Raw genomic sequence first — 19,614 nt, 5'->3', positions numbered from 1 at the left:
TGGAGGTAATAGAATGAGTAGCAGGTCGGATCACTTTGATGGTTTTTGGAAACGGACTCATTTCTGTGGTACCCTTGGCCTTGAAGAGGTAGAAAAACCAGTAATTTTAAATGGATGGGTTCGGCGCCGCAGAGATTTAGGCGGCCTGATTTTTATAGAGCTTTGGGATTATACAGGAGTTGTACAGGTTGTTTTTAATCCAGAGCTAGTCCCTCAAGTGCACGAGCGAGCGAAGGCTCTACGTAGTGAATTTGTTGTTGGCGTTCGAGGAAGGGTTCAAAAGAGGCCAGAGGGAACAGAAAATCTCTCAATGAAGACCGGTCAAATAGAAATAGCAGTGGAAGACTTCCTTCTTCTATCTCCTGCTGCTCCTTTGCCTTTTGAAGTTTCTGAGGCTACAGACAAGGTAGATGAAAATCTTCGTTTACATTATCGTTATCTCGATTTAAGACGAGATAAGATGCAACGTAACCTTAGAATGAGGGATAAAATTATCCAATATACTCGAACATTTCTTTGGAGTCATCGATTTGTAGATATAGAAACACCAATGCTGACTAAATCGACTCCTGAAGGGGCAAGAGATTACCTTGTGCCCAGCCGTGTTAACCCGGGGACCTTTTATGCTTTGCCTCAGTCCCCTCAAATATTCAAACAGATTCTGATGGTAAGTGGTTTCGATAGATATTATCAGATAGTTAAATGTTTCCGAGATGAGGATTTACGGGCAGATAGGCAACCTGAATTTACTCAGATCGATATGGAAATGAGTTTCATCACGGAAGAAGATGTTTATGCCCTTATAGAAGAATATATGGCAGGGTTGTTTCAAGAGATGTTAGGTATCCATATCCCTACCCCTTTCCGAAGGATAGATTATTGGGAAGCTATGGATCGATTTGGCAGCGATAAGCCGGATTTACGAATTCCTTTCGAAATCCACGATCTTGGCAGTGTTTTTGAACAAAGTGATTTTGCACCCTTTAAAAATATTTTAACTAAGGGCGGATATGTTAAGGGATTGCCGTTGCCTGGCGGAGCGGCTCTTTCAAGAAAGAGTGTTTCTGAGATAGAAGAGAGAGCAAAGAAATTAGGAGCAGCCGGGCTTGCTTGTTTCCAGCTTAAGGAGGGACAATTAAAGGGGCCTCTTGTGAAATTCCTTTCCGCGGAACTGCAGCAGGCTCTTGTGGAGAAAGGTGACTTAAAAGAGGGAGATGCTCTTTTTGTTTTGGCAGATTGCGATAGAGTGGTCACTTCTACAGTATTAGGCCAACTTCGCTTGGATTTGGCCAAAGAACGTGATCTTGTACAAAAAGATGCGTGGGAATTCCTTTGGGTTATACACTTCCCTCTCTTTGAAAAAGACGAGGAAGAGCATCGTTGGGTAGCTGTACATCATCCCTTTACGTCTCCAGTGATGGAAGATATACCCTTGATGGATACAGACCCTGCAAATGTGCGATCCCGTGCGTATGACTGCGTCCTTAACGGAAATGAAGTAGGCGGTGGATCTATACGAATTCATGACCCTCAAGTTCAGGAGAAGGTTTTTGGATGCTTGGCTTTCACTCCGGAAGAGGCTCGTAAGCGTTTTGGGTTCCTTCTTGATGCTTTGAGCTTTGGAACACCTCCTCATGGAGGACTTGCTTTTGGTTTAGACCGTCTTGTAATGCTTCTTTGCGGAGCCTCTTCTATACGAGAAGTTATGGCTTTCCCGAAAACACAAAAGGCTCAATGTCTTATGTCGGGCGCTCCGTCAGATGTAAGCCCTGAGCAGCTTGATGAACTGAAAATAGAGAGCCTGGCTGATAGCGAAGACCAGGAATAGGGTTAAAAAAGGCCGGAGTACGAATGCTCCGGCCTTTTGTTTATACAGCTCTGTTGGAGAGGCACGCGGAAAGATTTAGCTGCATCCATGCAGAGCGAAAGGAGATGATGTAAAAATGGTACGACTTCGTTTTTTAGGCCATGCTGCTTTTTTGATTCTGGGTGAAGAATACAATTTAATTATTGACCCCTTCATATCGGGGAACCCGCAGGCAGCGTTGACTCTAGATGACTTGCCCCAAATCCATTATGTCTTTGTCACTCATGGCCATGGAGATCATTTAGGTGATACGGAAGAGATTTGTCATCGTTTCAAATCAACTGTAATTACGAATTTTGAAATTTCAAATTATCTGGGGAACCGAGGAATATCCTGTCATTCAATGCATATAGGCGGAAGATTTACTTTTCCTTTTGGCAGGGTAAAGTTAGTTCCAGCTCTTCATGGCTCTGATATAACTCTTCCTTCCGGCGCTATGATTCCCGGAGGAAATCCCTGTGGTTTCCTTATAGAAATAGAGGGGAATAAAATATACCATGCAGGAGACACCGGCTTATCTATGGAGATGCATCTGTTGAAAGACGAAAAAATAGACATAGCTTTACTTCCTATAGGGGGTAATTTTGTAATGGACCCATTAGATGCTGCGAAAGCAGTGGATATTATCCAACCTGCGATGGCAGTACCTATTCATTACAACACTTTTGACCTGATTCAGGCCGATCCTTCAGACTTTACGGCTCATATTACAGTGTCGACAGACGTAAAAGTGCTCAAGCCCGGAGAAGAGCTTCGATTGAGAGCGAAATGTTAATATCGTAACTCGTAGGTCGGATAGTAAACTCTTTCGTCATGAAGTCCCTCAGCCTGTTTTTTGAGAGCTTTTTCCCCCTCTTCTCCCATGTTGACTGCTAGTATAGACGTTAGTATATGAATGAGAAAAAGAGGACCGATAATAGAGCTTCCGAAGGTGGGGCTCATATCACTGGCAAAAAAAGATACGTCGGCGAATTTACAAACGGGAGCAGCCGGGCTGTCTGTAATGGTGATGATATGAGATTTTTTTTCGGAAGCGAACTTAACAGTGTCTGTTACCTCAATAACGTAGCTAGGAAGTTCACATACAATGAGAACATCGCCTTCTTCAACGGCCCGAGCTTGTTCTATAAGAGCCATTGATCCTCTTTTCATAAGAACCCCTTTCAGACTGAGTTCAAGAAGGCGAGTATAGAGGGATTCTGCTACAAGAGCAGATATTCCCCATCCCACGCTAAAAATGGTTTTAGCGTGGAGTATCATAGTACAAAATTTTTCTACCTCCTCAGCCCGTATCCTGTTCCATGTGTCATCGATGTTAGCGTGCTCTAGCCGATATATTTCTTGTGGCAAATTTTTGTGGCCGTTCATAATACGAGAGAGCATGGCTGAAGGGTTCACTTGTTGCAGTACGGTTTCTTTAAGAGCGTCTTTCAATGCGGCATAACCATCAAACCCGAGCATCCTTGAAACACGCACGAGCTGAGCTTTCGATACATCAAGTTTCCCTGCAACTTCTCCAATGGAGAGAAAAGCAGCTTCTCTAGAATTGGCGAGAATATATTCTACAACTCTACGAGCTTTATTCGGCATCCCATCGACTTTTTGTCTCAATAGTTCCAAAAGCTGGATATCTGACATTAAACAACACCTCCATGGACCTTAACCATCATGCCAGAAATTGGGCTTGTGTACTAGAGTTTATTTCATAGGTTTGCTTTAGTCAATATTGAACAAAAGTTAGTATGGGGCTCTGTCCCATATGTAGACACGAGACCAAGCGTCTTCTGGAGTTAATCGTGTCTTTTCTGCCAATAAGTTCAAACCAAAGTTATGGTGTCCTTTAAGGAGAGAGATATTTTTTTTGCCAAGACCCCAAGGCCCATAAGGAGAGTTCTTTAGCAACGTCAAAACTAAAGATACACTTTTAGCAAATTCCCCAAAGGAAGGATGATGAGGACCAGCTATTACGGCATCATTTAGGCTTCCTGTCTCCTGTAAACCTATTCGTTGTACGTGAAAGCCCAATTTTAAAGCATGGAATAAGAGGGTTCCAGCCCATAGTACTGCTTTGGAAAATGAGAGAGGGGTATATTTACCCTCTCTCATTTTTATTTCAAGGCGAGTATTTTTCAATACTAAACAAGGATAAATTCGAAGGGTCATATCTTTGGGCCCTTTGAGAAAAGCCAATTTTTGTAAATCTTCTATACTGCTTTGTATGCTTTGGTCGGGGAGTCCAATCATCATTTGTGCGCAAGCGGAAATGCCTGTATCTTGAATCATGGAAAGGGCGAGAAGAGCTTCTTGTGCTCTATAACCTCTATTGCAGTGGTCCAAAACATGGTTGTCAAGAGAGGATATTCCTAACTCTATCATAGAGATAGGGTATTTCTTTAACCAGTTAAGGAGGTCTCTATTCATACATAGAGGGTGAGTGGAAAATCTTACGATGCTTCCACAAGGGGCATCTTTAATTACTTCTAAATATTGCTCTTGTATATATTGTGGCTGGCATGTAAAACTTCCTCCAAAATAACAAAGTTCTACAGCAGAGTCTTCTGTCCCTAAAAGAGAGCGGACATGGTCTGGCGAGGGATAGGAATGCTCTCCAGTTATAGCCCCCTGATCGCAATAGACACAGCGATGGGGGCAATTTTTCATGGGAAGAAACACTGCACGCCGCTTCATTTTTTAAAAATCACGCTTCTTCTGTAACTTCTTTTTTTGCCCAAAATGAAATAGCAGTATCTATTAGTCCTCGTATAAAAAGAAGTTCCTTCTGATCGAGTTGTTTGCTTTTGTACCAAATCTCCAGATTCTCGTGGTTTTCTAGTACTTCTTCGAGATGTATTCTCCCAGAATCATCGGTGGGGCTTGCTTTAACAAGATCCGTCACCTCTACGGCGAGAGCTTGAGCAAGTCGTCCTAGAAGTTTCATCGATGGGAGTCTTCTATTGCTCTCAAGAGCTTGAATATAAATTCGACTCACGTCAGTTTTATCGGCGAGGGCCTGTTGTGTTAGATGTGCGGCCTTTCTTAAAGTTTTAATACGCGTTCCTAAACTCATAGAGTAAAAACCTCCAATCGGTATTGTAGTCGTATAATATATATAATAAAAACCGTGATTACAAGTAGTGGAAAATGTTGGACGATTCCCTTACTTGACTGAATTTACCTGCTGAATGATACTACAGGAAAGCTAAAAAGAAAGAGTGCATCTTATAGCTACGGCTAGATACATGAGAAAGGAGATTGGAGACGTGGATTTTAGACAGCTTGAAAGCCTTGTAGAGATTCTTGAAAAAGGAAGTATTTCAGGGGCAGCAGCTTCTCTTGGAATATCCCAACCAGCCGTAAGTAAGCATATCGCTAGACTTGAAAAGGAACTTGGCATCAAAATTTTTGTTAGGGGACAGAAGTGTTCCAAACTTACAGTGGAGGGCGAGATTTTATATGCTTTTGCTAAAAAAACAGTCTCTTCTCTAGGTGACATCAAAAGAGAAATGTCAGATGCTTCTTCCGAAGTGGCAGGTACAGTAACGATTAGCGCAAGTTCTATTCCGGGAGACTTTGTATTGCCGCCACTTTTAGTGGAATTTCATGAGAAATATCCCGCTATTGATATTGAGGTTTTTATATCTGATTCTCGAGAAGCAATAGAAAAGTTGGTAACTAAAGAAACAGATATTGCGGTAACTGGATTTAGCCGCAGTTCTTCTGGTTTTGAATCGTGCCCATTATGTAATGACGAACTTGTGTTGGTGGTATCTCCAACCCATCCCCTAGCTGGGAGAAAAACTGTCACAATGAAAGATCTTGATGAACTGGACCTGGTAGGGCGTGTAGAAGGGTCAGCTACAAGACGAATCTGGGAAGATGCTTACAAGGAATACAGCGGTGGTGATGAAAAAGAGGTTGGACTTTGTTTCGGTCATGTTTCCGCTGTGTTGAACGCTATAGAAGCGGGAGCTGCGGGAGGGATTGTATCGAAAATAGCTGTGGAAAAAAATCCTCGTTTGGTCCCAATTCCTTTTTCCCCAGCATTAATGCGCTCTTTTTATATTACCTATGGCACCATCTCTACTCGAGCAATGGAACTGTTGCTCTCTTTTTTACGGAAAAAGGCAGAGAATAAATAAAATCAGGAGGTGTAGCAGGTGTCTACTGGAGCGGACTTTGATCCTATAGACAGGGTTAAATCTTTTTTGGATAATCATGGCTATAAGGGAGAAATAAAAATAAGTCATGAGACGATTTTTACCGTTGAAGACGCGGCAAAGGCAGTTGGAGCTCCTGCAGAGCATATTTTGAAGACTTTGGTCTTATTAGCTGATGAAGAACCTGTTTTAGCTCTCATGTCTGGCCCTAACAAAGTGGATTTGAAGAAAATAAAGCAAAGGCTTTGTGTTCGAAAAGTTAAAATGGCTTCTCCCGACTTTGTTTATACTTACTCTGGATATAGAATAGGAGGGGTTCCGCCGATAGGATATGTAGAAAAGATCCCCGCCTTTCTTGACGAGGATCTTTTTCAGTACGATTTAGTTTGGGCTGCAGCTGGAACTGATCACGCCTTTTTTCCTATTTCCCCAGAGGAACTTATGGCAATTGCAGCAGGAGAAAAGGCTGACATAAAAAAGTAGCAGTACTTCCCTTTAACATTGCATATTGCATGTTTGGCTGAAGCTATAGTCTTTTTTCAGGGGCGAGTGCCTCAAACCATTCATCGAACTCTCTGTTTAGATAAATAGTTTTTAAGGGAACGAGGCATATCTCCAAATTGTGGTACGTAATTGCCCGAAGGATGTGCCCAGCAAGGCATGTGTGATCTGGGCGGCTAAGAACAGCGTGAATGTGGGGGTAAATGCCTTCTTTTTTGTAACTGATATTCCCCCCTAAGGCCGAGAGTTCCAGTACTTCGTTATAGGAAGCTGTCTCGTACTCTCGTCCGTTGAACCAGCCGAAAGTAACGCTTCCCACCATGCCTGCTGCTGATACAATTACTGCCGAATCTACATCACGTTCTTTGCAGACATAACTGATGGATCCATGGAGTTCTTCGCCATCTGTGAGTCTTATAACGATCATTTCGTCAGTGGCTGCATACTTCATTTCTTCACCTCCCGGTGGGAAATAGTTTCTTTTTGATTGTATCATGAAGTTGGAATTATTTTTAACTATAAATCTCGTATTACAATCGGAGCATAAAAAAGATGAGTTTATTGGGCGGATGTCTTTTATTTCTAGCAGGAGTAATTTCTGGTTTCGTAAATGTGACGGCAGGAGGCGGAAGTATGTTAACCCTTCCGCTCCTTGTTTTTTTAGGAATGGACATGAGTGTTGCCAATGCTACGAACCGCATTGGAATTTTGATGCAAAATATTGTGGCTTCCAGCAAGTTTTATAAAGAGAAAACTTTCACCCTAAGGGAAGCCTTCTTTTTTGTTCTTCCAGCATGTTTAGGATCTGTAGCAGGAACATTCTTAGCGTTAGAGTTGAATGAAGCAGTGTTAAGAATTGTAGTATCTATACTTATCTCTATTATGGCTGTTCAGCTTGTAATGAAGCCTAAAATGTGGGAGAGGCAGTTTCAGCGTAAAGTTCCCCCTTGGGTCCTTCAGATTGTTTTTTTCTTTATAGGGGTATATGGTGGCTTCATTCAGGCGGGTGTTGGTTTCTTCTTCATCTGGGCTTTAGCAGGCCTTGCCGGATACGACCTTTTACACTCTAATGCTATTAAAGTTGTCGTTATTTTAAGTTACACATGCATTAGTTTGCTTCTTTTTGCCTCGCGAGGACTTGTTCAGATAGGCGCTGGAGTGGCGATAGCTTTGGGAACGATGATAGGTGGTTTTATAGGAGCCAAATTTAGCCTCGTTAAGGGGAATAAGTGGCTCCGGTGGATTTTAGCTGTCGTAGTCTTTATTTCCGCCGGTAAGATGATATATGATGTCGTGTTCATGATTCGGTAAGAGAATAAAACAGCTGCCCTGAAGCCAGGGCAGCTGTTTTTTTACAAGTCAAGCAAATATTTTTGCAAATCGTTTCCTTTTAATCCTGCACCAAGAGCTACTGCTAGTTTCAATCTGGCTTGGACAGGTTTCAGGCTTCCGCCATCATAGGCCCCTAACTCGAGTAAACGGTCAAGGCTTCCTTCGAAAGTGTAAGAAGGACGGGTCCTCCCCTTTATGCAACGGGAAGTAATAACTATTGGAATATTGTCTCTTAGTATTTTCCGCAGAAAGGGTATCCATGACGGAGGCACAGAGCCGTCGCCAAATCCGGCTACTACCAATCCGTCTAGATCCTTTTCAGATGTTTCTGCTAGCAGCTTGAGGACAAGCTCTCCGCCACCTAAACTTGACGTAACAAGCTCTACGTTTCTTGCGGGGGCGAAAGAGCCTGCTAAGACCTTTCCCCTCTTATGAAGGCGAAGAATATCAATGTTTTTCCCCATAACTTCTCCTACTGGCCCTCGATCAGGTGCTAGAAAAGCATTTCTTCTATGATTTGCACTCTCTGTAATTTCTGATGCGGCAAAAAGCTGATCCTGCATACAAACAAGTACTCCAAGTCCCCAGCATTTTTGAGAAGAAGCAGCGATTACAGCTTGAGTGAGATTGAGCACGGCATCAGACCCGATCTCTTCATACGGGCGAGTAGCAGCTGTAAATATAACAGGCTGAGGATATGTCCACATAAGATCTGCAAGATATGACATCTCTTCAAGAGTGTCTGTACCACTGGAAACTACAATGCCGTCGATCCCATCTACAACCAATTTATTGAGAATCTGAACGAGGTCGGTAGTCATACGCATTGTGTAGTGACTGCTAGGTTGATGACTCCAGTCAACTAATATGATTTCAAAAGGCAAATCTTTTGGAAGCCAAGAAAGCATGGTCTCTCCACTTTTAGAGGACTGGCGGCTTGTTTCTTCTTCCCCCTTTAGGCTCATCTGGCCTCCAGCTACAACCAATGCGATCTTTCCTCTTTTGGGCATTAAGTCATCCCTCCTTAAGTTCGTTAAGTTTACACGAGAAATAGAAAGAATGCATTAATGCATTCATATGCAAAGGAGGGGGTGATATAGAAATGGTACTTAGTACCCAAGAGATTCCCCTACCACTATAACGTGAGTTTTTCGACCTGTTGTAGGTCGCTCAAGAATGAGAACAGCTCTGCATACTCGTTGAGGGCTATCGCAGTTTACGCAATGGCCTACATGTGTACACGGTGTGTCAATGTGGAGTCGCGTTGCATTGGGAGGAGTGGCGTTATTTCGTATGCGAACCAACGCACTGTCTACATCTTTAGCTATTTTATTAATTCCTACTACGAAAATGAGGGTATTTGTTCCCCATGCCATGGCACTAACACGGTTCCCTGTTCCGTCTATATTGACGAGCATTCCATCTAGTGTCAGGGCATTTGAGCTTGTCAAAAAATAGTCGGATAAGAATTCTCGCTTGAGTACTTCGTTTTTTTGTTCTGGTGTTAAAGAAGGATCCCAGTGATGGGCGATAGTACAGCCGCGTTCCATTAATTTTTCCAGAGCGCCAATTTGCCTAATAGTCACACTGCCTGGAATTCCCACTGTCGTTTTTTCTGGAATGAGCTTGAGAACCTCTTCAAGAGCTTCTTCCTTGGTGTTGACAAATACGGCATTAAACCCTTTTGATGAAAGAGCCTTTACTGCGCTAAGCCCCAGTTGTCGGTTGCTAGCGTTTTGAGCAGCGATAAATGGATTTTTCGTATCAGACATAGTAACGCCTCCTTTTAAGCCCTTATAGAACTGAATAATAACTCTATGATTGCAAGAAAGAGGATTTTTGTCTAGACTTTATGTAAAGAAAAAGATCTTGACACCTATAAAGGAGCGACGTATAATCGCTCTGTTTTAAGAGGAGGATAATGAAATGGATGAGGAAGATCTTCTTGAACGACGGGTTTATTTGAACAAATTATACGATCTTTATTCGCCACTACTTACGGAAAAGCAGAGAGAGGCTTATGAATATCATGAGTTTTCTGATCTCTCTGTTTCCGAAATGGCGGAGCGCTTGGAAACCAGCCGTCAGGCAGCTTTCGATCTCCTTTCTCGAGCTCGATCTAGACTGAGTGAGTTAGAAGGACTTCTTGGTATCTGCAGTCGAATAGAGGAGCTCGAGAAGAGAATTCAGCGCCTGGAAGAACGATGCTGGGACAAATGATGTCCGCCCTTTTTGGTGGGAGGAATTGAACAATGTTTGATGCATTGAAAGAGCGTCTTGAAGCAGTATTTGACAAACTTAAAGGGAAAGGGAAACTTTCTGAAGAAGATGTAAATGCTGCTTTGAGAGAAGTGCGGCGAGCGTTGCTTGAAGCTGATGTGGATTATAAAGTAGTAAAGACTTTAGTAGAATCCATTCGCCAGCGCTGTGTTGGCCGAGATGTTCTTGAATCTATTACGCCAGGCCAGCAAGTTATAGCCATTGTTTATGAGGAACTTGTTAATCTCATGGGTTCTGAAGTTGCCCCTTTAGTGATTTCTCCCAAGCCACCAACGCTGTTAATGATGGTTGGTTTGCAGGGAAGTGGTAAGACTACGAGTGCTGTAAAATTAGCCAGGCGGTTGCAGAAAGGGCACAGCCCTCTCGTGGTAGCTTGTGATCTTCGCCGTCCTGCGGCTATAGAGCAGCTCAAGGTTTTAGCAGAACAAAGTAAAGTTGGATTTTATGGACCGAAAGATAACACTCAAGACGTTGTCAAAGTAGCAAAAGAGGCTTTGTCTTATGCAGAGGGTCACTTAAACGACGTTATTATTTTAGATACAGCAGGTCGTCTTCACGTAGATGAAGAGCTTATGGATGAGCTTTTCAAACTGAAAAGCAGCGTGCAACCTCACGAGATTTTATTGGTAGTAGATGCCATGACAGGTCAGGAAGCAGTGAAAGTGGCTTCCAGTTTCCATGAGAAACTCTCTCTCTCTGGGGTTATTTTAAGTAAACTTGATGGCGATGCTCGTGGAGGTGCCGCTCTTGCCATTCGCGCAACTACACAAGTACCTATTAAGTTTGCGGGGGTAGGAGAAGGAACAGAGGCCCTTGAGCTTTTTGACGCTAAACGTATGGCCCAGCGCATTATGGGTATGGGCGATGTGATGGGGCTGGCGGAAAAAGTTCAGCAAGTAACATCTCAAGAAGATGTAGAAAAGATTTCTAAAAGCCTTAAAAAAGATAAGCTGACTATGGAAGATCTGCTTTTACAGTTTGAACAGATAGAGAAGCTCGGTCCTCTCGACAAGGTTATTGATATGCTGCCCGGCTTCGGGAAAATGAAAGACCTAAAAAATGCTGAGCTCGACCCTAAACGACTTAAACAGTCGAAAGCTATTATCCAATCTATGACAATTGAGGAACGTCGAAATCCTCAAATTATTAAGGGGAGCCGACGTCGACGAATTGCGGAAGGTTCAGGGACGAGTGTCCAGATGGTAAACCAGCTTCTTAAGCAATATGATCAAATGAAACAGCTTTGGAAATATATGGGAAAGGGTAAAAAAGGATTCCATCTCCCGAAAGGTCTTTTCGGTGGTGGTGGAGGATTCCCCTTTTAGAAAAGGGTATAAATAGAAATTCTATTTTTTATGAAAACAGGAGGTGTCTTACTCTATGGCAGTTCGTATTCGCTTAGCTCGATTTGGGCGCAAGAAAAATCCATATTATCGGCTTGTAGTAGCTGACTCTCGTTCTCCGAGAGATGGGAGGTTCATCGAACTTCTTGGTACATACAATCCTATGTATGACCCTGCGGAGATTAAGATCGATGAGGAAAAAGCTCTGTATTGGCTGAAGAACGGTGCTTCTCCTTCTGATACAGCTCGTGGAATACTGAAAATGGCTGGTGTGTGGGAGAAGTTTGCAGCAGAACAGACTTCTGCTGATTAATGATGCCCAGCTATAAAGAACTTGTACAGTACATAGTGGAGCATCTTGTCACGGAGCCCGAAAAAGTTGAAGTTACATCTGAGGTGAATGACCGAGGTATTGTAATGGTCAATGTACGCGTTGCACCGGAAGATGTGGGGCGAGTGATAGGGAAACGAGGCGCAACGATCAACGCTATACGCCTAGTGGCTAAGGCTGCGGCTGTAAAGGCTAATGAGCGGGTAGAAGTGGATATTGACGCTGATTGAGGTGAATGAGCGTGAGTAACCGAGACCTGATAGCTATTGGTAAAATCGTTGGGGCGCATGGAGTGGCTGGTGGAATTAAAATTTTTCCTCTTACTGATTTCCCCGAGCGTTTCCGATTGATGGCAGAGCTTGTGGTCTACGGAGAAGATTTGACGCAAATAACCGTTCTTACTGTTCGAGAGCTGAAAGTTATAGCAGGAAAAAGCATTGTAGTAGCTTTAACCGAGGAACTGAAAGATCGCGAAAGTGCTGAAGCCTTGAAAGGCAACTTGATCATGATCCCTCCAGAGGAGCGGATAGCTTTGGAGGAGGGAGAGTATTGGGTGGACGATCTTATAGGTATTCGGGTCTATGAAAAGAGAAGTAGCCGTTACCTTGGAAAAGTTCATTCCGTGCTTGCTACTGGCCCTGTCGATGTTTATGTAATCCTTGATGAGGACGGGAAAGAACACTATATTCCGGCAGTTTCAGAATTCATTAAAAATGTGGACATTGACAATCAGGTTATGGAAATAGAGTTAATAGAAGGATTGTGGGAATAATGCATGTTACTATCATTACGGCCTTCCCAGAATTTTTTCAAGATTTCTTATCTACAAGCATTATTGGAAGAGCTATTGAATCTGGAGTAATTCAGGTAGATGTAGTTAATCTCCGAGAGTATGGATTGGGCAATTATCGGCAAATTGACGATTATTCCTTTGGAAGCGGCGGAATGGTCTTAATGCCAGGGCCTCTTGTAAAAGCTTTGGATAAAGCTAAAGAGCGAAGCCAGAATTCGTGGGTTGTATATCCGAGCCCTCAAGGGGCAATGTTAACTCAAGAAATGGTAGAGTCTCTCGCTTCTCGGGAAGATATTGTTATTATTTGCGGCCATTATGAGGGGATAGACGAACGTTTTGTAGAAAAGTATGTAGATCTTGAAGTTTCTCTGGGGGATTTCGTTCTGACTGGAGGAGAAATTCCTACTATGGCCATTATAGATTCTATGGCCCGTCTCGTCCCAGGGGTTGTAGGTCGGGACAAAGCAGTGGAAGAAGACTCTTTTTTTAGAGGGATGTTGGATTTTCCACACTACACTCGTCCGTCGGAATGGAAAGGGGTAAAAGTTCCACCAGTGCTTCTATCAGGTAACGAAAAAGAAATAACCAAATGGCGGGATCTCCAGGCAGTACAAAGGACATTGCGACGACGCCCGGATCTTTTAAGTAGAGCCAATATTACGTCGTACCTTCAAAAGGGAGTTTATCTGGCATTAGTTCATCATCCAGTTCTCAATAGGGCAGGGGAAGTGACTACAGCTGCTATTACAGGGCTAGATCTCTCTGATATAGGCCGTTCTTGCAAAACCTATGGCGTTCGAAAATTTTTGGTTGTGACGCCATTAAAAAGCCAGCGAGAATTGGCAAAGACTATGGCAGACCATTGGATGGAAGGTTATGGTGCTCTCTTTAATCCTAGCCGAGCAGAAGCCTTTAAAGAGATGAAAACAGTCGCTACTTTAGAGAAGGCTATTGAGTGGATCGTAAGCAAAGAACGTGAAAAACCCACTATTATTGGAACAACAGCCAGAACATTTCCTGGATCGGTGCACTGGTTGGAAGTGAAAAGGTCTATTCTGGAAGAACAAAAACCGGTTCTTTTCCTTTTTGGAACAGCTTCTGGTCTTCCGGATGAAGTATTAGATCAATGTTCAGAAGTTTTACAGCCTCTCTCTGGAGGTTATGAAGATTATAACCACCTCTCAGTCCGAACGGCCGTCGGGGTTATTCTCGATAGGTTCTTCGGTTGGAGATAAAGACATTTTATTGTGAGTAAGGAGGGTTAGCTATGGATGCCATTAAACTGGTTGAAAAAAAATATATGAAAAGCGAAACACCAGAGTTCCGTCCTGGAGATACTGTACGAGTCCACGTTAAAGTTACAGAAGGAGCTCGAGAGCGTATTCAGGTTTTTGAAGGGGTTGTTATTGCCCGTAAACATGGTGGGGTCAACGAGACTTTTACCGTAAGAAAAATTTCTAATGGGGTCGGGGTGGAAAGAATTTTCCCCTTACATTGTCCTACCGTTGACAAGATTGAAGTCAAACGTCTTGGTAAGGTTCGTAGGGCGAAGCTATATTACCTGAGAGATTTAAGTGGAAAGGCTGCCCGTATTAAGGAGAGAAGGGAATTTTAAGCTTTTTTCTCCCTCTGTATTGACTTAATGGGCAAGGCCCATTATAATAACCGTCGTTCTGCGGGGGTGGCGGAACGGGTAGACGCGCAAGGCTAAGGACCTTGTGGCCGCGAGGCTGTGGGAGTTCGAGTCTCCCCCTCCGCACCATTTTAGAAAAGAGATAGGGAATACCTTAAGGTATTCCCTATTTTTTTATTCTTTTAGAATCGTATATGATTCAGTTACGCTTATTTTTAATCATTCAAAATTTCTTCAAGCCATTTTTGGACTGTTGGTATGGCAAATTCGGTTAGATAGCGATGGATAGCTTTTTCAGAGTAAGAAACGTTTCCATCCTCATCTACGTAGTTCCCGCTTAAAACACAGTCCAGTTGTCTTTTTCCTCTTTCCCAAGGGATGCCTAAAAGCTTTTCTATCTCTCGATTCTGACTAATATGTTGTAAAGGCATTTCCAAAGGAAGAGCAAAGGTGTTATATAGTTCTCTATACCCTTCAAGCGCTATTCGAAGTTGGTTGATCTTAATAACGCCGTCATGTGATTCCCTTTCTCCTGTTATAACAGGAACTTTCCCCAAAGAGAGAGCCAGCGGAATTCGAAGGGCATGAAGATAAAGATGGCAACCTATACACGGTGAATAAAAACCATATCTGGACAGCGACAAGGCAGTAGTGGCTCCGCAAAGCATGGCCCATAAACGAGGGGCCCCCATAAGCACTGGAGGATATATTGAAATGTAAGTGGTAAGAAGACGGCCTTGGAGATATTTGATATTATCAAAAAGACAGTGCCAGTCGCCGAACTCGGTTCCAGTATAGGCGATGGTAGGAAGTATTCCATCAATGTCATGAGATCCCATATATTTAAATAGAGCAGCAAAACTATCCCGCCCAGCTATTTCCAAGATTACAAGATTTTTATTTTTGTTCATGCGTTCAAGAGATTCAGGAGAGATCATCCAAGAAGGGAATTTACTGACTAGATCTGGTTTTTCCATCAGAATTTTTTTCATCCGTTCGTCCATGACACTCACCCTTTCAATGGGATATATGGGCCTGGATAATAGGGCTGATCTACGGGGGAGTCCATAAGTCCTCCCAGTTTCCCGCGATCGAGAAGGTTTAGGATCATATACATAAGTTCGTGTTGGCGTAAAATCCCCAAACCTCCAAGAGCACAGCTTATTTCATCGAATGTATCTACACTATCTCGTCGCGTATATTTCCCTTTCATCACGATGGGAACTGTTTCTCCAGAGTGAATCATGTTTCCTATGCTAGCAGTGGAATGGTCAGAAGTGACGACTAAAAGAACGTCTTCGTCGGGGATAAAGACGTCCCTTGCAAATTTAAAAGCGTGATCGAGGGCTTCTATGACTCTTATTTTCAAATCTGGTTTTCTTTCATGGGCGGCTTCATCTGTAGCTTTAGTGTGGACATAAATAAAATCGTAACCTTTTGCTTCATAAGCTAAACGGAGGCGCTTTTCCAAATCTTTTCCAGGGTCTTCTGTATCTTGCACGTGTAAAACATCCATGCCTAGTGTGGAACAAAGGCCATAATAAATTGCTCCGGAAGCAATGCAGAGAGCCTTAAGTCCCCATTTTTGAGAGAAAGGAGTGAGAGGTTGATGTTGTCCCGCCCGTTGAAGGCCTATGAAGTTGATAGGAGGGGTATGCTCCTTTTCCCTGGCCTTATTTATGGGGTGATTTGAAAGAATATTGTAAGACCAGAGAAGGTATTTATTAAGTATTTCTGCAGTATAATTGGCTGCAGCGGGGTTTTTTGCGTCTTGGCGAGGTAGGACTTTCATGATAGGGCGATTTTCGTAAATAGGATTGGAATCGGTAATCTCCGCAGATAATCCAGGGCCTCTCATAATAGATAGTCCAGCGATCCCTTTAGTGGGAATAAATTCTATTTCCACGCCCTTTTCGCAGTAGAAGCGTATCGCTTTATGGAGGGGGGCCAGGGTTTCTTTGTCAATATTCATTTTTTCTACCTTCAGAATGAACATCTCTTTTTCCTTTTTCACAGAGAAGGTTCGAGAAAGAAGGGCTACATCCCCGGAATGGACTGGAAAACCTTCAGCACGCATTTCTATATACCCTCGACCTGGAAATTGAGCGAGGTCATAACCAAACATGACGAAATGGGCCATTTCGCTGGGCATAGCTTGCCCCTGAAGACAACTATGATATAAGCCACATACCCCTGCTGCCGCAATCTGATCGAGATTCGGAGTCCGGGCAACTTGAAGGGGCGTGTGACCTCCTAAAGCAGGAATGCCTTTATCGCCAAGTCCATCAAGTATCACTAATATGCATCTCATAAAATAATTATAATATACAAATATTTTTATGACACGAGAAAGAGGGTGAAGAGGTGGAGATCCGGATAACATTTTATGGGAATCTTGATTTCTTCCTTCATCCTATCCTTAAAGAACCACCACAAATGATGCATGTCATTAGACGATCCACATCGGTGAAAGATGGCATAGAAGCATGTGGAGTTCCCCACACAGAAGTAGGAACTATTTATGTAAATGGAGTTTTATCAGACTTTGACCGAATAATAATAGGAGGAGATTTCGTAGATGTTTTTCCTATAACTCCCCCCATGGATGTGACAAAAAAGTCGTTCTTGCGCCCTGACGCTCTCGAAATGCCACGTTTTGTTGCGGATGTCAATGTGGGGAAGCTGGCTTCTTTGCTCCGGCTTATGGGGCTTGATACTGCTTATGAACAGGAGTGGAAAGACAGTCAGATAGCGGAGTTAGCGCTGCGAGAAGATCGTATTGTCTTAACGAGAGATCGTTCGTTGCTGAAACGTAAAACTGTTGTTTTTGGGCACCTGGTACGTACCGAATCTCCTTGGCAACAATTGCAGGAGGTTATTGATTTCTATTCTCTTTTTCAGTGGCTCCAGCCTTTTTCCAGATGTACATATTGTAATAAAATATTGCGCATGGTATCTAAAGAAGCCATACTTGATCAGTTGGAACCTCTAACTCGAATGTTTTATCATGAATTTACTCAGTGCCCTTCTTGTGGGCGAGTATTCTGGCCTGGTTCTCATCGAGAGCGTATCAAAAATAGAGTCATGAATATCCTGAAGAAAAGAGGTAAGTTGGGATTGCAGGATAATATCAATATTGGTACACTTTTTAATGATATGTAAAGTGGAGATTTGTTGAAGATTAGTAGAAAGGGGCACTTGGGGTGAAAAAAAGCTTGGAAGATTGGCTTCGCGAAGAAACGATGGAAGTGTCGCATTCCAATAAGAACCTGGGGCTCCTTGTCGCCTCTATAAACAGAAGTCACGAAAAAAACGAGGTTTCTGCGAGAGAGCTGAGAAGTTTGGGGCTTCCTGTGGTGGCTTTGGCTTCTGATGCAGAAGAAGAGGAAATGGAAGCTGAGGTTGTAGAGGAAGAACTCTCTTTGGAGTTAAAAGAGGGGAAAGAGTTCTCTGAGAGTTTTTTAGAAGGACAGGGTCTTCCTGAAGCGTGGGATTTATTGGCTACTTCTGGCTTGTCTGAGGAGTTAGAATATGCTGAAAATTTAGAGGAGCATATTGAGCCTGAGGAATTGATAGATCAGATATATGGGGAAAAATCTGAAGTAAACAATGTCCTTAGTGAAGAACTTCAGTTAGACGAGCAAGGCGAGGAAAAGAATTTTAGTGAGCCTTTAGAGATAGTAGAAGAATCTGTGAAGCAGCCTGTTGAGAAAAAACGTGGCGAAGCTTTTGTTTTTCGGCATAGAACAATAATTGGAGCGGCTTTAGGCGCTACTGCTGTTGGAGCTTATTTTTATTATACACATACGACTCCCGAGGTTTTGTTGGACCGCGGAAATCGCTACTTTAACGACGGACAGTATGAGCGAGCTCTTAATTATTACAACTGGGCGTTAAAGAAAGAGCCTTATTTTATAGAGGCTCTTTTGGCGTTAGGCAGAGTTTTGGAGAACGCGGGAGACAAGGGGGAAGCTATAGATGCGTATTTTCGTGTTCTACAACAAGATCCTGAAAATAGTATAGCTTATCTTAGGTTGGGAGACCTCTTTTTCTCGCTTAACTCGAAAGAGAAGGCATTACAATCGTATAACGAGGTTTTACGAAGAGATCGCACTAATCTGCAGGCTCTGCTAGGGGCGGCTCATTGCTTTTTTGATAAAGAGGACTTCAAGAATGCCCTCCCTTTATACCAAGAGGCCTTACAATTACAACCAGAGAATGAGGAAATACTGAAGAAGATTACATCTATTCAACAGTTTTTTTTGAAAGAAGAAGCGATGGAAGAAGAGAAGTTACGTACTGCTCTTATAGAAGAAAGAAAAGGACTAGCCAAACGGGCTTTGCTATTTCAACATTACAGAGAGGCAGAACAGTATTATCGAGAAATTTTGGAATTGAGTCCTGACGATGATGATGCTCTTCGAGGGCGTGCTTTTTGTTTTGAGAGTATGGAAGACTATGGAAAAGCTCTTGAATTTTATGAAGTGTTACTTGAAAAGCATCCTGATGAAGAGGCTCTTTCTCAATCTATAGAAAAACTGAAAAGATCAATGCAGGAAAAAGAAAAAAGAAGAGAACATGAAGTAACAAAGATGAAAGAGGGAGAAATCGATCTCCTTCCATCAAAGCCATCCCTCCCTGAAAGAGGGAAAAGAGTGCCAGTTTATTCTGGGAAGTCAGACCTTAAGAAATTTTTTGCTCCTCAATCTGTAGCTCTTTCAGTAGAAGCAGAAAAGAAGAGGAATAGTCGTGACGTACTTATAGAACGTATGAAAGAGCTTTGTCAGCAGAAGCAAAATCAGGAGCTTTTAAGAACTGGCTGGGAATATCTTTTTACTCTGGAAAAAGCTTCTCAGCCGGAAGGAGTTTCTCTGGTGGTTCCATTGTCTTTCCCGAAGTCTAAAACTTTTCTTCCAGTGCGTTACTCGTATGAAGCGATATCCCTTGGTGGAGATGTTATGATTCAAAACCAGGTAAAGAGGTTGGACTCACTACGTCGAGCTATAGAAATAAATCCAGGAGACAGACAGGTGTACTTGATGATGTGTCAGGCATGGGATGCTTTGCAGAATGAGCAGGTAGAAAATAGCGGAAAATCCCAAAATATAGTTGTGAGTAACGAAGCTTTTTATTCTTCACTTTTAGCTCATGCGGCTTTTCAGGCAGATAGACCCAAAGAGGCTTGGGAAGCTATAGAGAGAGCTCGAAAGTTGGCACCTGATAACCTTTTTATAGCTCGTTTTAGATTGGTTCTTGCGAATTCCCTCAATATGGGGGATAAAATGAGTAATCCTTTTCAAGAAGGTTGATTTAATATATACTACAGACGGCTTTACGGCCTCTGTCTCAACAAAATAGCTATGGGGGCCACGTATTT

General features: G+C 42.8%; 22 protein-coding genes and 1 tRNA gene. 15 read left to right on the top strand and 8 right to left on the bottom strand.

Annotation, left to right across the window (positions count from 1 at the left end; all coding sequences use genetic code 11):
- The first annotated feature begins 13 nt into the window (after positions 1-13).
- Both aspS and K360_RS0108145 read left to right on the top strand, forming a co-directional pair.
- The gene (gene aspS / locus K360_RS0108150) at positions 14-1,828 is read left to right on the top strand and encodes an aspartate--tRNA ligase (RefSeq protein WP_024822672.1); all 1,815 of its coding nucleotides are present in this window, start codon (positions 14-16) and stop codon (positions 1,826-1,828) included.
- Between the two features lie 115 nt (positions 1,829-1,943).
- Positions 1,944-2,642: a metal-dependent hydrolase gene (locus K360_RS0108145; protein WP_024822671.1), complete on the top strand. Its 699-nt coding sequence runs from the start codon at positions 1,944-1,946 to the stop codon at positions 2,640-2,642.
- Here the strand turns inward: K360_RS0108145 and K360_RS0108140 are convergent.
- The 3 genes from K360_RS0108140 to K360_RS0108130 form a co-directional block, all read right to left on the bottom strand.
- On the bottom strand, positions 2,639-3,505 hold the full coding sequence (locus tag K360_RS0108140; RefSeq protein WP_024822670.1) for a MurR/RpiR family transcriptional regulator: 867 nt from the start codon (positions 3,503-3,505) through the stop codon (positions 2,639-2,641). The two genes, K360_RS0108145 and K360_RS0108140, sit on opposite strands and share 4 nt — an antisense overlap.
- A 99-nt stretch (positions 3,506-3,604) precedes the next feature.
- Positions 3,605-4,555 (bottom strand): radical SAM protein, encoded by a 951-nt coding sequence (locus tag K360_RS0108135; protein WP_024822669.1) that lies wholly within the window; start codon positions 4,553-4,555, stop codon positions 3,605-3,607.
- Between the two features lie 10 nt (positions 4,556-4,565).
- Positions 4,566-4,934: a helix-turn-helix domain-containing protein gene (locus K360_RS0108130; protein WP_024822668.1), complete on the bottom strand. Its 369-nt coding sequence runs from the start codon at positions 4,932-4,934 to the stop codon at positions 4,566-4,568.
- Positions 4,935-5,127: 193 nt separating this feature from the next.
- Between K360_RS0108130 and K360_RS0108125 the strand changes: the two genes are divergently transcribed.
- Together K360_RS0108125 and K360_RS0108120 are read left to right on the top strand one after the other, a co-directional pair.
- Entirely contained in the window at positions 5,128-6,006 is an 879-nt protein-coding gene (locus K360_RS0108125) for a LysR family transcriptional regulator (protein WP_024822667.1), read from the top strand.
- 18 nt (positions 6,007-6,024) lie between these two features.
- Positions 6,025-6,507, top strand: coding sequence for a YbaK/EbsC family protein (locus K360_RS0108120; RefSeq protein WP_024822666.1), 483 nt, complete (start codon positions 6,025-6,027; stop codon positions 6,505-6,507).
- 43 nt (positions 6,508-6,550) lie between these two features.
- Here K360_RS0108120 and K360_RS0108115 read toward each other — a convergent pair whose 3' ends face one another.
- Positions 6,551-6,976 carry a PPC domain-containing DNA-binding protein gene (locus K360_RS0108115; protein WP_024822665.1) on the bottom strand — a complete coding sequence of 142 codons (426 nt, stop codon included), beginning with the start codon at positions 6,974-6,976 and terminating at the stop codon, positions 6,551-6,553.
- Between the two features lie 101 nt (positions 6,977-7,077).
- On the opposite strand from K360_RS0108115, the gene K360_RS0108110 reads away from it, so the two are divergent.
- A complete protein-coding gene (locus K360_RS0108110) occupies positions 7,078-7,836 on the top strand; it encodes a sulfite exporter TauE/SafE family protein (protein ID WP_024822664.1) in 759 nt (252 codons plus the stop codon).
- A gap of 41 nt (positions 7,837-7,877) precedes the next feature.
- On the opposite strand, the gene K360_RS0108105 is transcribed toward K360_RS0108110, so the two are convergent.
- Positions 7,878-8,867: an asparaginase gene (locus tag K360_RS0108105; RefSeq protein ID WP_024822663.1), complete on the bottom strand. Its 990-nt coding sequence runs from the start codon at positions 8,865-8,867 to the stop codon at positions 7,878-7,880.
- A 99-nt stretch (positions 8,868-8,966) separates the two neighbouring features.
- A complete protein-coding gene (locus tag K360_RS0108100; protein WP_024822662.1) occupies positions 8,967-9,629 on the bottom strand; it encodes a lactate utilization protein in 663 nt (220 codons plus the stop codon).
- Positions 9,630-9,783: 154 nt separating this feature from the next.
- Between K360_RS0108100 and K360_RS0108095 the strand changes: the two genes are divergently transcribed.
- The 8 genes from K360_RS0108095 to K360_RS0108060 all read left to right on the top strand — a co-directional run bounded on the left by K360_RS0108095 (position 9,784) and on the right by K360_RS0108060 (position 14,366).
- Complete coding sequence (locus K360_RS0108095) at positions 9,784-10,077, top strand: sigma factor-like helix-turn-helix DNA-binding protein (protein WP_024822661.1); 294 nt, start codon at positions 9,784-9,786, stop codon at positions 10,075-10,077.
- Positions 10,078-10,109: 32 nt separating this feature from the next.
- Positions 10,110-11,462 (top strand): signal recognition particle protein, encoded by a 1,353-nt coding sequence (gene ffh, locus K360_RS0108090; RefSeq protein ID WP_024822660.1) that lies wholly within the window; start codon positions 10,110-10,112, stop codon positions 11,460-11,462.
- 55 nt (positions 11,463-11,517) lie between these two features.
- The gene (gene rpsP / locus K360_RS0108085) at positions 11,518-11,793 is read left to right on the top strand and encodes a 30S ribosomal protein S16 (protein ID WP_024822659.1); all 276 of its coding nucleotides are present in this window, start codon (positions 11,518-11,520) and stop codon (positions 11,791-11,793) included.
- A gap of 2 nt (positions 11,794-11,795) precedes the next feature.
- Positions 11,796-12,041 (top strand): KH domain-containing protein, encoded by a 246-nt coding sequence (locus K360_RS0108080; protein ID WP_024822658.1) that lies wholly within the window; start codon positions 11,796-11,798, stop codon positions 12,039-12,041.
- 11 nt (positions 12,042-12,052) lie between these two features.
- Positions 12,053-12,583 (top strand): ribosome maturation factor RimM, encoded by a 531-nt coding sequence (gene rimM, locus K360_RS0108075; RefSeq protein WP_024822657.1) that lies wholly within the window; start codon positions 12,053-12,055, stop codon positions 12,581-12,583.
- On the top strand, positions 12,583-13,839 hold the full coding sequence (trmD, locus tag K360_RS0108070; RefSeq protein WP_024822656.1) for a tRNA (guanosine(37)-N1)-methyltransferase TrmD: 1,257 nt from the start codon (positions 12,583-12,585) through the stop codon (positions 13,837-13,839). The genes rimM and trmD overlap by 1 nt, the downstream gene beginning before the upstream one ends.
- Positions 13,840-13,871: 32 nt before the next feature.
- On the top strand, positions 13,872-14,219 hold the full coding sequence (rplS, locus tag K360_RS0108065; protein ID WP_024822655.1) for a 50S ribosomal protein L19: 348 nt from the start codon (positions 13,872-13,874) through the stop codon (positions 14,217-14,219).
- Positions 14,220-14,279: 60 nt separating this feature from the next.
- Positions 14,280-14,366 (top strand) — tRNA-Leu (locus K360_RS0108060).
- 86 nt (positions 14,367-14,452) lie between these two features.
- On the opposite strand, the gene K360_RS0108055 is transcribed toward K360_RS0108060, so the two are convergent.
- The gene (locus K360_RS0108055; RefSeq protein WP_024822654.1) at positions 14,453-15,241 is read right to left on the bottom strand and encodes a hypothetical protein; all 789 of its coding nucleotides are present in this window, start codon (positions 15,239-15,241) and stop codon (positions 14,453-14,455) included.
- A 5-nt stretch (positions 15,242-15,246) separates the two neighbouring features.
- Entirely contained in the window at positions 15,247-16,548 is a 1,302-nt protein-coding gene (gene apgM, locus K360_RS0108050; protein WP_024822653.1) for a BPG-independent phosphoglycerate mutase family protein, read from the bottom strand.
- Positions 16,549-16,601: 53 nt separating this feature from the next.
- On the opposite strand from apgM, the gene K360_RS0108045 reads away from it, so the two are divergent.
- On the top strand, positions 16,602-17,399 hold the full coding sequence (locus K360_RS0108045; RefSeq protein WP_024822652.1) for a Mut7-C RNAse domain-containing protein: 798 nt from the start codon (positions 16,602-16,604) through the stop codon (positions 17,397-17,399).
- A 41-nt stretch (positions 17,400-17,440) separates the two neighbouring features.
- Complete coding sequence (locus tag K360_RS0108040; RefSeq protein WP_024822651.1) at positions 17,441-19,546, top strand: tetratricopeptide repeat protein; 2,106 nt, start codon at positions 17,441-17,443, stop codon at positions 19,544-19,546.
- The last annotated feature ends 68 nt before the right edge of the window (positions 19,547-19,614 follow it).

The organism is Aminobacterium mobile DSM 12262 (assembly GCF_000526395.1).
Lineage (GTDB): Bacteria > Synergistota > Synergistia > Synergistales > Aminobacteriaceae > Aminobacterium > Aminobacterium mobile.
The sequence above is the reverse complement of the archived record's forward strand: the minus strand, read 5'-3'. Positions and strand labels throughout refer to the sequence as shown.

Excerpts from the sequence above, each read along its gene's own strand:
- apgM (WP_024822653.1), bottom strand. The coding sequence starts at position 16,548 with ATGAGATGCATATTAGTGATACTTGATGGACTTGGCGATAAAGGCATT.
- trmD (WP_024822656.1), top strand. The coding sequence starts at position 12,583 with ATGCATGTTACTATCATTACGGCCTTCCCAGAATTTTTTCAAGATTTC.
- K360_RS0108055 (WP_024822654.1), bottom strand. The coding sequence starts at position 15,241 with ATGGACGAACGGATGAAAAAAATTCTGATGGAAAAACCAGATCTAGTC.
- rpsP (WP_024822659.1), top strand. The coding sequence starts at position 11,518 with ATGGCAGTTCGTATTCGCTTAGCTCGATTTGGGCGCAAGAAAAATCCA.
- K360_RS0108105 (WP_024822663.1), bottom strand. The coding sequence starts at position 8,867 with ATGCCCAAAAGAGGAAAGATCGCATTGGTTGTAGCTGGAGGCCAGATG.
- K360_RS0108110 (WP_024822664.1), top strand. The coding sequence starts at position 7,078 with ATGAGTTTATTGGGCGGATGTCTTTTATTTCTAGCAGGAGTAATTTCT.
- K360_RS0108135 (WP_024822669.1), bottom strand. The coding sequence starts at position 4,555 with ATGAAGCGGCGTGCAGTGTTTCTTCCCATGAAAAATTGCCCCCATCGC.
- K360_RS0108080 (WP_024822658.1), top strand. The coding sequence starts at position 11,796 with ATGCCCAGCTATAAAGAACTTGTACAGTACATAGTGGAGCATCTTGTC.
- aspS (WP_024822672.1), top strand. The coding sequence starts at position 14 with ATGAGTAGCAGGTCGGATCACTTTGATGGTTTTTGGAAACGGACTCAT.
- K360_RS0108095 (WP_024822661.1), top strand. The coding sequence starts at position 9,784 with ATGGATGAGGAAGATCTTCTTGAACGACGGGTTTATTTGAACAAATTA.
- K360_RS0108115 (WP_024822665.1), bottom strand. The coding sequence starts at position 6,976 with ATGAAGTATGCAGCCACTGACGAAATGATCGTTATAAGACTCACAGAT.
- K360_RS0108145 (WP_024822671.1), top strand. The coding sequence starts at position 1,944 with ATGGTACGACTTCGTTTTTTAGGCCATGCTGCTTTTTTGATTCTGGGT.
- K360_RS0108130 (WP_024822668.1), bottom strand. The coding sequence starts at position 4,934 with ATGAGTTTAGGAACGCGTATTAAAACTTTAAGAAAGGCCGCACATCTA.
- ffh (WP_024822660.1), top strand. The coding sequence starts at position 10,110 with ATGTTTGATGCATTGAAAGAGCGTCTTGAAGCAGTATTTGACAAACTT.
- K360_RS0108100 (WP_024822662.1), bottom strand. The coding sequence starts at position 9,629 with ATGTCTGATACGAAAAATCCATTTATCGCTGCTCAAAACGCTAGCAAC.
- rplS (WP_024822655.1), top strand. The coding sequence starts at position 13,872 with ATGGATGCCATTAAACTGGTTGAAAAAAAATATATGAAAAGCGAAACA.
- K360_RS0108140 (WP_024822670.1), bottom strand. The coding sequence starts at position 3,505 with ATGTCAGATATCCAGCTTTTGGAACTATTGAGACAAAAAGTCGATGGG.